The following is an 11,373-nucleotide window of genomic DNA, read 5'->3' as shown; positions in this document are numbered from 1 at the left end:
TACTGCCGCTCGAGCCGGGGTTCGGCTCGGGTCAGACCTGCTGGCGCCGGCTGGGCCGGTGGGATGAGGCCCGCGTCTTCGCCCAGTTGCACCGTCTCCTGCTCGCCGACCTGCACGCGGCGGACGAGCTGGACTGGTCCCGGGCCTGCGTGGATGCCTCCCACATCCGCGTGAAAAAAGGGGGGCGAGGCCACGGGCCCGTCGCCGGTCGGCCGCGGGAAGGCGGGCAGTAAGCACCACCTAAGGGTGAGGTACGGGGCTGGTGAAGCCTGAGGCACCACCGGGCCCGGAGCCCTTTGACCAGACGGGCTCACCGGCCCCGTGTCGTTGACGGCGGCGCGTATGCGTCCGGGTTGAGGATGTGAGTGGTCTGAGCCCCTCACGAGGGGCACCTCCCAGCTCACCGGGAGTCCGCGAGAGCTCCTGAAAAGACTGAGGACCTCGTGGGTAGCCGGGGTCACGAACGGCTGATCGGATGCTGGGCCGTCAGGGCCCATCCATTGGGTAGTCGCGAGCAATTGTCAGATCTTGTGGCTGGGCAGTGTCTGGTGGAGAGGTAGCTGCCGCTCGGCGATGAGAGGCGGCAGCTCGCGCATGTCGTAGAAGACGACGGTGTCGCGGCCTTCGAGGCGTACGGCCGGGGTGAGCCCTCCTGCGTAGCCGAAGGCTCGCATGCCGGCGGCGCGGGCAGCGCGGACGCCGGGCTGGCTGTCCTCGACGACCACGCACGCTTCGGGATCGACGCCCATCTGCTGGGCGGCGTGCAGGAACAGGTCGGGCGCGGGCTTGCCGCGGGAGACTTCGGTGGAACTGTAGATGCGGCCTGCGAAGCGTTCGTAGAGCCCGGTGCGGCCCAGGGTGTGCCGCATCTTGTCGTGGGAGCCGCTGGAGGCGACGCATGTCGGCAGAGTGAGCGCGTCGAGTGCTTCCGGCAAGCCGTCCACCGGGGCAAGCCCTGCGTCCACGGCCTCCCGGTGGAGGTGCTCGAACCTCTCCGACCAGATCGCGGCCGTGTCCGGGCCGAGTTGTGCGGCGACCTGGTCGTGGATGGCGGCGTGCGAGCGCCCGATGAACCGGTCCACGACCTCGTCCTCGGTCAGCGGCCAACCCAGCTCGGCTCCGAGGGCGACCTGGACACGAGCGGCGATGCGCTCGCTGTCGACCAGCACGCCGTCGCAGTCGAATATGACGAGTTCAATGGGCTTGATCATCCCCGCAGCATAGGCCCTGCTGTTCACGCTGCGGCGGCCTCCTTGCGCTCGACCAGGACGCCGTTCTTGAACTTGGCGCCGGAGCGAACCAGGGCGACGAGGGAGGCTCCGGTGATGGCCCGTCAGCGTTCCTGGGCGGACTCGACCAGCTTGAACACCATCGCCAACGCGGCGGCCGGGCCGCCTGTCCCGCGGAGAGCGATGTGTGAAGGCTGCGGTAGCCGGCTGGCATCGACGGTGGCCCCCGGCCTTCGAGGGGAAGACCAGAGGCCACCTTCCATGACAGGGGGTCACCAACCAGCGGGTCCCGAGCGGCTGCCTCGTGGACCACAGGATCAAGTCGAGGGCGATGCCGGTCGACTTTCCGCCCTGGGCCCGCATCTACGCATTCTTCCGCCGCTGGCGCGACAACGCCCTGCTCAAGGAATTCCACAACCGGTTGCGCGGAAGGGTCCGCGACGAGCTGGGGCGGGACGCGCAGCCCATGGCCGGTGTGATCGACTCGCAGTCCGTCAGGGCGCACGCCGTCGTCGGCGCGGACAGCCGCGGCTTCGCCGGCGGCAGGCTCGTGGCTCGAAACTCCACGGCAGGGTGAATCCGGCGGTGACGGCGTCGAGGTCCTGGCGGAGGAAACCGGCGAAGCCCTTCATCGGCTCCGGCGAGTCCCGCTGCACGCTCACACACCTGGCCGGCTGATCGCCCGCAACCATCCGAACTCCTCGGGCGGGCCACGGCCTACGGGATGCCGGCCTGTGGTGCGCAGACCTCGCTCGCCTCCACCTCGACGGCTGCGCTGGGGGCAAATGCCATGAGCCTACGCCGTACCGGCCATCGGCGTGCGTGCTGGGTCGGCTCGTCCGAGGTGCCGCGGCGAGGTCGGCCACGATGTGGTCCGCGGGCCCTCAGTAGGCGAGGTAGGCCCCGATGCTGTCCGGCTCGTTTGCTTGGAGGTAGAACTTCGTGCCGTCCAGAACCCGGGAGGCGACGACAGTCCACCGTCCCGCCGGGGCGTAGTGCCACCCATTGCACCTCCCAGTAGCTTTGAAACAGACGGTGAAGGAGTAGCTTCGATCGGGCCTGACGTTGATGTCTGCACAGGCCGGCGTCGTGGTGGCGTAGGTCCCCTGCTCAGGCCAGAAGGCGTTGCGGCCGACGCCGACACCCCAGAACATCTCGTAGTGGGCACCTTCGTAGCAGCTCTGGGCGGTGGCGCCGGACCGCTGGTCCGAGGCATTGGCCGACCCAGTCGCGCCCGCTATGACTCCGCCGGCGAGCAAAGCCGCAGCCACAGATAACCGGGCAACCTTCTGCTTTCCCATGTTCCCTCCCTGCGATGTGGATGGCATTTTCCTGGTCTCGGCGCTACGAGAGCAGCGGTGGGACGAGGTACTCGCGGGGTCCTCGGCCGCCGGCCCCGGACCTGAGGCGGTTTTCCATGCTGCCGTCCCTCTACGGCCTACTCGCGGCACCAGTTCAGGAGGGCGTCCCACGTCTTGGGCCCGACGATCCCGTCTGCCTGCAGCCCGCAGTGCTCTTGGGTGGCCACGACCGCGCGGTACGTCTCGCGGCCGAAGAGTCCGTCGATTGTGACGGCGAGCTTGCCCTGCAGGTACTCCACGCAGCTTCCGGTGCTGCCCCATCGCAAGATCTCCGTGGGCAGGCCGTGAGCCGTGTGGCATGTTGCCGCCACGGACAAGGACGGTGGGTTCGCATGAGCGGTGCTGGGGTCCCCCAGCAGTGCAGCGCAGACGAGGGCCGCGGCCGGCAAGACCTGTTGCCCGAGTGAGCGCTTCGATACGGAACGTTCCATGGCGGACAGACCTCGACGCGGTTGGAGTCAGGGACAGGGGAGGTGCTCGGCCGCATGCCGTCCGGGGCCCTGGTGTGGCGGATCGCCGCGGCCTCCCCGGGCGCAGGGCCCGGTGAGGCCGCCGTGGACCAGGTCGCCCGGCGCGCTACGGCCGGTGCTGCTAGCACTTGGAGAGACCGGCCGGCGGGTCGTGCGGGGTGTTCACGTTGCCACCCCAGGAGTAGACGCCGTAGTAGACGTGCTCCGGGTTGTCGTGCTTGTCGAAGACGGTGCCGTAGTACCAGAAGTCCGTGCGGTACTTGCCGTCGTTGTAGTAGTCGCCTCGCTCGTAGCACTGCACGGCGAATTCGCTCTTCCCCTTGGTGGTGCCGACCACGTGGCTGTTCAGGTGAGGGCCGCGGCGCAGGTTGCTGCCGCCGTCCACGGTCGTGTCGATGCCGCTTGCGACCGTGGCCGGGGTGGCGGCCGCTTCGGCGGATGCCGTGGTGGTGATCAGCCCCGTGGCGATCGTGAGGGCAGCCAGCGACAAGGGCAGAGTCATGCCAAGACGCATCGTGTACTTCCGTCCGGTGGATGTTGAGGGGTGAACGCCCGTGAACCGAGTACCTACCCCCGTGAGGTGCGCAGACAGCGGGTCAGTGGTCCCGGGCCGGGTAGCCTGGCCCCAGACCGGATGGCTGGAGCGGGAGTACTCGGGCCGCTTGACCTGGTTGGAGCGGTTACCTTCGACCGTGCAGACGTAGGTGTCGTCGCAGGACGTCACGAGCCCGATGTGGTCCTTCCGCTGAACACCAGGTTCTGGGTCGGCAGGTTGTTGCGCAGGCCCTGTCTCAACGTGAAACAAACATCGGCAGGCAGGCCGGCGGCAAGGCTCGCTCATCCCTGCTGGTGAGCTGGGCTTGTCGACTGTGGGGCTGGGGAAAGGGGTGTCCCGCTCGGGTGATCCGGCTCCGGACGGACTGCCGGATCCGTCCTTGACCCGGGAAGCGGGACGTTGGGATCGATCTGCCACGCAGGTGGGGAGCGTCCGTCGGAACACGGATCGGCGAGAGTGGCGCGTGCGCGTCAGGCGCGTACGTCGTGTGAGCCAACCGGTCGGCACCCGGCGCGGGAGCGCGGGGCCGGGGTGCCGACAGTGCGAGGTGGGGCTCGTCAGGCACGGCATGGTCGAGCGTAGGGGAGTTCCCGTACGTAGTCCCGCCATTGCGTCGGAGTGAGTTGACCGGCGGTGGTGGCGCAGATGCGGCGGATCGCCCGGCCGAGGCCGAAGGGCGTGAACTCGATCGTGCCGTCCGGTCCGGCTGTGGCCAGGAGTTGCCCGTCCGGGCGGTACGCGGCCGTCGCTATCGCTTCGGTGTGCCCTGCGGTGAGCGCCCTGCCCCAGGGGACCGGCCGGGTGAGGTCGGTCAGGTCCCACAGCAGGACGCTGCGGTCCTCGCCGGCGGAGGCCAGCGTGCGGCCGTCGGCGCTGAAGTCCACCCAGGCCACCCGGCCGGTGTGCCCGGTCAGTGAGCTACCGATGGCCGAGGCGTGCGCGGGGGAACTGACGTTCCACAGGCGTACGTCGTGGCCGACGCCGGCGGTGGCCAGCAGCCGTCCGTCAGCGCTGAAGGCGCCCCACAGGGTGCCGCCTGTGTCACCTGTGCGGAGGTCCGGCAGGGGCTCAGGGCGGGCCGGGTCGCGGATGTCCCACAGGCGGACCTTGTCGTCCTCGCTGGTGCTGGCCAGCGTGTGTCCGTCCGGGCTGACGCCCGCCCAGTGGACGAGGCTGATGTGGCCGGTCAGTGAGGTGCCGAGGGCGGCGGGGCGTGCGGGGTCGGTGACGTTCCACAGCCGGAGGCTGTACTTGGGGCCACCCGTGACCAGCACGTGCCCGTCGGGAGTGAAGGCCAGCACGCCGTCGGCCTGGTCGGCGCCGCCGGTGTGGATCAGGCCTGCCCGCCGGGGGCGGCCCGGGGTGGACACATCCCACAGCCACACGGTGCCGTCACTGTCGGCGCCGGCGAGCAACCGGCCCCGCGGTTGGAACGCCACCCGGATGGCGAGGTGCTGGTCCGGCAGCTCGCTCAGCTGCCTGCCGCCCGCCGGATCGCGGACGTCCCACAGCCGTACCCGTCCGGCGCTCGCGCCAGCCAGGACACGGCCGTTCGGGCCGTACGCGATACCGGTGATGCTGCCGAGATGACCGGCCAGGACGGCGCGCGGCAGATGCCACAGCCGTACGGTGTGATCGTCGCTCACGCTGGCCAGCGACCGCCCGTCGGGGCTGAACGCCAGCCAGTTGACGAATCCGGTGTGCCCGATCAGCGACTGCCCGAACGGGGCTGGATGCCGGGGGTCGGTGACGTCCCACAGCCGGATGGTGTGGTCCGCGCCGGCGGTGGCGAGGGTCCGGCCGTCCGGTGAGAACGCCACCGCGAGCAGGGTGTCGGTGTGACCGATCAGCGGTCGGCCCAGTGGCTTGGCGTGCGCGGGGTCGGACAGGTCCCAGAGCCGTACCTTGTCGTCGTTGCCCACGCTGGCCATGAGCTTGCTGTCTCGGCGGATGGCGACCGCGTAGACGACATCCGGGTTGCTCAGCGGCGTCCGCCACAGCTTCGGCCGGGTCGGGTCGGTGACGTTCCAGAGGCGGATCAGGTGATCGTGACCCGGGGCCGCCACCGTCCGGCCGTCCGGGCTGAAGGCGGCGGAGGCGACGGCTTCGCTCGCCCCGGTGAGCGGGTGTCCCAGGGCCTTGGCGTGCGCCGGGTCGGAGACGTCCCACAGCCGTACGGTGTGATCCTGGCCGGCGGTGGCCAGGATGCGTCCGTCGCGGCTGAACGACACGGAGAAGACCATGCCGCGGTGACCGAGCAGCGGCCTGCCCGAAGCCTTCGGATGCGCCGGATCGCGGACGTCCCACAGCCGGGCGGTACGATCCCGGCCGGCGCTGGCCAGGGTGTGGCCGTCCGGCGAGAACTGCAGCCAGTACACCCAGTCGGTGTGGCCGGTCAGCGGCCTGCCGAGCGGGACGGGGTACGCAGGGTCGGCGAGGCTCCACAGCCGGATGGTGTCGTCGGCGGCCCCGGTGGCGAGGGTGCGCCCGTCCGGTGAGAACGCCACCGCGTACACCGCCCCGGAGTGTCCGGACAGTACGGAGGACAGCGCGATGTTCTGCGTGTCCAGCAGGCCCGCGGCGGCTTCGCGATCCGACCGCAGCCGGTGCGCCGCCACGTACATGCGCGCTGCCAGAGACGGATCGGTCGCATTGACCTGGCCCGCCTCGGCCACCACTTGCTCGGCCACCGCGCGGTCCCGGCCGGCGCGGGCCAGCGAGCGTTGCTGGAAGGCGATGACAGCGACCGTCGACACCAGGAGCAGAAGAACGGACACAGCAGCCAACAGCGCACGGATGCGCCGGGCGGTGCGAGCCGCCGCCCGCCGCTCCTGCTCGCGGGCGGCGATGCTGGCGTCGAGGAACGCGGCCTCAGACGGCGTGAGGTCCGCGCGACAACCGGTCAGGCACTCCTCGGCTGTGACGAGGCGGGTGCCGCGGTACAGGGCCCCGGTGTCCTGGTCGAGCGCGTCCCAGGCCCGGGCGGCCTCGGTGAGCTGGCGGTGGACCCGAAGCCGTTCGCGGGCACCGTCGATCCAGGACTGCAGGCGCGGCCAAGCGGTGATCAACGCTTCGTGCGCCAGGTGCACCATGTCGCCGTCGAGTGTGACGAGCCGCGCGCGGGCCAGTTCTTCCAGTACCGAGGCGGTGTCGGTGAGCCGGCCGGTGGCGCCCAGCGCCTGCAGTTCGGCGTGCTCGGCAGGACGACTGGTGTCCTGAGCCCCTTCGCCAGGCGTGATCAGTCGCAGCAGGATACGCCGGGCGACCTCGGCCTCCTCCGGTGAGAAGCGGGTGTACAGCTCTTCGGCGGTGTGGGTGAGAGCGCCGTGGACCCCGCCCGCCAGATCGTAGGCGGCCAGAGTGAGGGTGCGGCCCTTGCGGCGACGCCAGGTCTCCAGCAACGCGTGGGACATCAGCGGCAGTCCGCCAGGCTCGTCTGCGACGTCCTCGAGGATCCTCGCCGTCAACGTGCGCTCCACGATCAGCCCCGCGGTTGCGGCGGGTTTGACGATCGCCTCGCGCAGTTCGGCCGGCCCCATGGGGCCCAACAGGAAGGTGGCGTCGGTGAGGGCAGCGGCGAGCGGGCGATGCTCGGCGCAGCGACTGAAGAAGTCCGCCCGTACCGCGATCACCACCCGCAGTCTGCTCTCCGGTTCCACCGCTTTGACCAGCAGGTCGAGAAATGCCGCGCGCTCCGCTGGGTCCGAGCACAGGGTGAAGAGCTCCTCGAACTGGTCGACCACGACCAGCGTGTCGCCAGCATTCTGACTCGCCGTCAGCGCGTGAGCGTGGGTGAACGCCGGGCGGGGCCCTGGGGTGAGGATCCGTATGGCTGCCAGTCGACACTCAGGTGGCTGCTGCTCCTGAAGGGACGGGAGGAGTCCTGCGCGCAGCAGGGAGGACTTGCCGCTGCCGGATGCGCCCACCACCACGATCATGCGGCAGACCCTCACCCGCTCGGTGAGTCGGGCCACGAGTTGGTCGCGCCCGAAGAAGAGATTGCGATCGCTGGGTTCGAAGCGGGTCAGTCCTCGGTACGGGGCGTCCGTGTCATCGGCAAGCTCCGGCTCGGCGGCCATTTCCCGTGCCACCGCCTGCCAGCGAGGCTCCCATTCCTCGGGATCCGCCCCGCATGCCCGTACGTAGGCCAATGCCACCTGCAAGGATGGCAGTTGACTACCTGCGGCCGCCCTGGACAAGGTGGCGACCGAATAGCCGGTGCGCTGCGCCATGGCCCGGTAGGTGAGGCCTCCGGTCTCCTGGCGCAGCTTGCGTAAGTCGAACGCGAAGCGCTGGACCGGCCCGGCCGACGGGTCCAGCGGTCCTTCACTACGCCCCATCCCGTCTCCCATGGTCGATGCCACCCGTGAGGGACGACCATGGCACCTTCTTCATCACCGTCGCACCTCTGACCAGCTTGTTTCAGCCGATCGGCGCCTGCGGTCGACCTGCTGCGACGTTTGTTGCACTCGGCGATGCAGGCGTGCGCAACAACGGTTCGGACCCGAGCATGAGGCAGGACGGCAGCCGGGCAGGCTCGACGACGGACGCTTCCGGACATGGCCGTGGCCGCGTCCGCCGCCTGCAGCGGCCTGTTGCCTTCGGCACGCGGCTCCGGGGGCGGGCGAACGACGCCGTCACAGAGGGGCCATAGAGCAGGGTGCCAGCGGTGAGAGGTACAGGACGCGAAACGAGTGAAGGGATTCCATGAATGACGCTTCTTCTCAGAACTTCTCGCCCTTTACGGCGGGTTGTGCCAAGAAGCGGTGTGCGGGCAGGGCTTCTCAGTGGGGTGATCGCGGTGACTGTCACCACCGCACTGCTCGTCACTTCGGTCGCGGCATCGGCAACGACCCCGGAGACGCGGGCGCGGCAGGCCGCGGCCGCTGTTGTGCGAGGGCTCGACGTCAGCGCCCACCAGGAGACCGTGGACTGGTCCGCGGTCGCCGCCGACGGAGCCTCCTTCGCCTACGTCAAGGCGACCGAGGGCACGTCCTACATCAGTTCCCGCTTCTCCCAGCAGTACGACGGTGCGGGGGCGGTCGGCCTGATCCGCGGCGCCTATCACTTCGCCAGGCCGGACAAGTCCTCCGGCAGCGCCCAAGCGGACTACTTCGTCGATCACGGAGGCGCCTGGCAACCCGATGGCAAGACCCTCCCCGGCGTCCTGGACATCGAGGCCACGCCGGGCCTCTCCACCTGCTACGGCGTCAGCCGCAGTGCCGCGGTCGGCTGGATCGCCTCGTTCGACACCGAATACCGGCGCCGCACCGGCCGCCACCCGGTGATCAACACCACCACCTCATGGTGGTCGCAGTGCACCGGAAACTCCTCCGCCTTCGCCGCCACCAACCTGATCTGGATCGGCAGTTGGACCGGAACCCCGCACCCGCTGCCCAACGGCTGGTCCACGTACGCCTTCTGGCAGACTTCCGACTCCGGCACCTTTCCCGGTGACCAGGACGTGTTCAACGGCACCGAGCAGGACCTGCACGACCTCGCCGCCAACGGAACCTACTCGCCGCCCCCGCCGCTGCCACCGGCCGGCGCCTGGCCGGTCGTCCAGCAGGGCTACAGCGGCCGCCAGGTGACCACCATCCAGTACCTCCTCAACGCCCATGGCGCGACACTGTCTGTAGACGGCTTCTTCGCGGCGGCCACGCATGACGCCGTGGCGGCCTTCCAGACCCGCAACCAGCTCACCCCCGACGGCATCGTGGGCCCCAAAACCTGGCAAGCCCTCATCACCACTGTCAGAGAAGGCGATCACGGCCCGACCGTCAGCGCGGTCCAGGCGGAACTGAAAGCCCGTGGCGCGGGGTTGTCGGTCGACGGCTCCTTCGGGGCGGCGACGCATGACGCTGTAGTGGCCTTACAGACCCGCAGCTACCTGACCCCGGACGGCATCGTCGGCCCCGACACCTGGCTGGCGCTGGTCAACTGACCCCGCCGCAGCACAAAGACCCTGCCGGTCCGCGAACCGCAGCTCTCGCACCGGCACCACCGACAAGGGAGAATTCGCCGTGCCCAACATCCGCAGCATGCGCCGTCTCGGCCTCGTCGCCGGGGCCCTCGGTGCCGCCACCGTGCTTGCCCTGCCCGGCAACGCGTTCGCCGTCACCAAGCTCTCGCAGTCGGCCGCCGCCTCCCAGCTGCGCGCTGCCGGGGTCAGCTGGTCCTCCAGTGGCAACTGCACCACCCGCTCCAACTCCACCTGCACGTCGTTCGAGCAGATCAACCAAGCCACCGTCGACGGTCTCGTGACCCTCAAGAGGACCAGTGGCTGCTCGATCAACGTCACGGGCGGCACGGAGGTGGGGCATGCCTCGGGCACGTACAGCCACTACAACGGCTACAAGGCCGACATCACCCCGTACTCGTGCGTAAGCAACTACATCACCGGCAGCTTCACCCACATCTCCAACCGGGGTGACGGCGCGGTGCGCTACCGCTCTGCGGCGGGCAACGTCTACGCCCGCGAAAGCAACCACTGGGACATCACCTACTGCGGCGGCAGCTCCGCCTGCACCTCCGCCGCCAGCTCCTGACCCTCCGACCCCGACCGAACCGGAAAGGCATCCCGTGAAGCACCTCGCAGCCGTCCTGCTGGGCACCGGAGCGCTGCTGGCCAGCGGCCTGGTCACCGCGCCCTCCGCCTCCGCCACCACCAGTTGCTACGGCTCCTCCTGCAACGGCCTGAACCCCGCCGGCACGACCTGTGCCAACGACGCCCGCACGGTGGCCGAGGGCAGCGGCCCGATCACGGCCATGGAGCTGCGATACAGCCCCTCGTGCCGCGCCGCCTGGGGCCGCTTCGTGATCAGCGCACCGTCCGGCTCCAAGATCCAGATCAAGAACGACCAGGGCAAGCAATACACCACGTACGGCAGCGGCCACTTCTTCAGTGTCATGGTCAATGACAAGGACGTGAAGGCGTGGGCGTGCGGTGCGTGGAGCGGGAACGTCGACTGCACCCACAGCTACTGATGGTCGCCCCGGCCCCGGGTTCGTCCACCCGGGGCCGTTGGCAGTGCCGCCGCCGGCGCCGACTCCCGACGGACACCGCCGCGGCGGTTGCAGGGAAGACGCGCGCGGGATGGCGCAGGGCGCACGGGCCAGTGCCACCCGGGGAAGGCGCCGGCCCTTGTGGCGGAGTGGGCGCGCCCAGCTCAGGCGGAGACGGGAAGCGCGGTCGTGCGGTGCACAGCAACTACTACGGCCGGATCCGCGAACGCGTGGCTTCGTTGGTCACCCGAGCCACCGAAGTATCCGAGGGCCGGCAGTTCCGCCCTGCTGCGGCTGCGAGAGTACTGCAACGGTGCTTGCCGTTACTGATGGCCAGGTCGGTCATTGGTGTGGTCGTGGGTGGGGACCTTGCTGATGTCAGGCTGTGGGCGCGTGAAGTGGACGTGGTGCAGTCCTGGACCGACGACCGCGACAGATGCCGCCGCGCCGGCATCGACGACGAAGCCGGCTTCGAGACCAAGGTGGCCATGGCGAGGGCGATGGTGCGCCGCGCCATCAGCGAACGCATCCCGCCGACGCAAGCGACGCCGTGAACCCCGCCGTGGTGGAACCGGCAGTGCCGCGAACCGGTTCGGCGGCAGTCACTGCCTGGCCGCGCCGGGTTCCCCGTTCATGGATTTCGCGACATTTGGTCGCCGATGACCTTTGGCAGGACCGCCCAACGCCATCACCATCACCGCGGCGCGGTCAGCGGGTCTCGCCGAAGAGCGCCTCCCGCTCGTTCTGGAAGT

The 11,373-nt window shown here is 69.7% G+C and carries 9 protein-coding genes and 1 pseudogene; 5 read left to right on the top strand and 5 right to left on the bottom strand.

Going from position 1 to position 11,373, the window contains the following annotated elements:
- Positions 1 to 521 precede the first annotated feature (521 nt).
- Complete coding sequence (locus ABZ919_RS13065) at positions 522 to 1,211, bottom strand: HAD family hydrolase (protein WP_361246483.1); 690 nt, start codon at positions 1,209 to 1,211, stop codon at positions 522 to 524.
- 349 nt (positions 1,212 to 1,560) lie between these two features.
- Here ABZ919_RS13065 and ABZ919_RS13060 point away from each other — a divergent pair, with 349 nt between their 5' ends.
- On the top strand, positions 1,561 to 1,806 hold the full coding sequence (locus ABZ919_RS13060) for a hypothetical protein (protein ID WP_361246481.1): 246 nt from the start codon (positions 1,561 to 1,563) through the stop codon (positions 1,804 to 1,806).
- Between the two features lie 307 nt (positions 1,807 to 2,113).
- Here the strand turns inward: ABZ919_RS13060 and ABZ919_RS13055 are convergent, their stop codons facing one another.
- The 4 genes from ABZ919_RS13055 to ABZ919_RS13040 form a co-directional block, all read right to left on the bottom strand.
- Positions 2,114 to 2,530, bottom strand: a complete 417-nt coding sequence (locus tag ABZ919_RS13055) for a hypothetical protein (protein WP_361246478.1) — start codon at positions 2,528 to 2,530, stop codon at positions 2,114 to 2,116.
- Positions 2,531 to 2,667: 137 nt separating this feature from the next.
- Complete coding sequence (locus ABZ919_RS13050; RefSeq protein ID WP_361246476.1) at positions 2,668 to 2,829, bottom strand: peptidoglycan-binding domain-containing protein; 162 nt, start codon at positions 2,827 to 2,829, stop codon at positions 2,668 to 2,670.
- A 352-nt stretch (positions 2,830 to 3,181) separates the two neighbouring features.
- On the bottom strand, positions 3,182 to 3,562 hold the full coding sequence (locus ABZ919_RS13045; RefSeq protein ID WP_361246474.1) for a hypothetical protein: 381 nt from the start codon (positions 3,560 to 3,562) through the stop codon (positions 3,182 to 3,184).
- A gap of 611 nt (positions 3,563 to 4,173) precedes the next feature.
- Positions 4,174 to 7,956, bottom strand: coding sequence for a helix-turn-helix domain-containing protein (locus ABZ919_RS13040; protein WP_361246471.1), 3,783 nt, complete (start codon positions 7,954 to 7,956; stop codon positions 4,174 to 4,176).
- A 461-nt stretch (positions 7,957 to 8,417) separates the two neighbouring features.
- Between ABZ919_RS13040 and ABZ919_RS13035 the strand changes: the two genes are divergently transcribed.
- The 4 genes and pseudogenes from ABZ919_RS13035 to ABZ919_RS13020 all read left to right on the top strand — a co-directional run.
- A complete protein-coding gene (locus tag ABZ919_RS13035) occupies positions 8,418 to 9,560 on the top strand; it encodes a GH25 family lysozyme (RefSeq protein ID WP_361246468.1) in 1,143 nt (380 codons plus the stop codon).
- 97 nt (positions 9,561 to 9,657) lie between these two features.
- The gene (locus ABZ919_RS13030; protein ID WP_361247077.1) at positions 9,658 to 10,164 is read left to right on the top strand and encodes a hypothetical protein; all 507 of its coding nucleotides are present in this window, start codon (positions 9,658 to 9,660) and stop codon (positions 10,162 to 10,164) included.
- Positions 10,165 to 10,198: 34 nt separating this feature from the next.
- The gene (locus ABZ919_RS13025; protein WP_361246466.1) at positions 10,199 to 10,603 is read left to right on the top strand and encodes a DUF2690 domain-containing protein; all 405 of its coding nucleotides are present in this window, start codon (positions 10,199 to 10,201) and stop codon (positions 10,601 to 10,603) included.
- 431 nt (positions 10,604 to 11,034) lie between these two features.
- A pseudogene (locus tag ABZ919_RS13020) lies at positions 11,035 to 11,154 on the top strand (IS701 family transposase); the annotation flags it as partial.
- Between the last annotated feature and the right edge of the window lie 219 nt (positions 11,155 to 11,373).

Source organism: Streptomyces sp. NPDC046759, assembly GCF_040645475.1.
In the GTDB taxonomy this organism is placed as follows: domain Bacteria; phylum Actinomycetota; class Actinomycetes; order Streptomycetales; family Streptomycetaceae; genus Streptomyces.
Note: the sequence above shows the minus strand (reverse complement) of the source record. Positions and strands in the feature narration are given on the sequence as shown.

Coding starts and splice junctions, on each gene's coding strand:
- ABZ919_RS13065 (WP_361246483.1), bottom strand. CDS start 1,211: ATGATCAAGCCCATTGAACTCGTCATATTCGACTGCGACGGCGTGCTG.
- ABZ919_RS13060 (WP_361246481.1), top strand. CDS start 1,561: ATGCCGGTCGACTTTCCGCCCTGGGCCCGCATCTACGCATTCTTCCGC.
- ABZ919_RS13055 (WP_361246478.1), bottom strand. CDS start 2,530: ATGGGAAAGCAGAAGGTTGCCCGGTTATCTGTGGCTGCGGCTTTGCTC.
- ABZ919_RS13045 (WP_361246474.1), bottom strand. CDS start 3,562: ATGACTCTGCCCTTGTCGCTGGCTGCCCTCACGATCGCCACGGGGCTG.
- ABZ919_RS13040 (WP_361246471.1), bottom strand. CDS start 7,956: ATGGGGCGTAGTGAAGGACCGCTGGACCCGTCGGCCGGGCCGGTCCAG.
- ABZ919_RS13030 (WP_361247077.1), top strand. CDS start 9,658: ATGCGCCGTCTCGGCCTCGTCGCCGGGGCCCTCGGTGCCGCCACCGTG.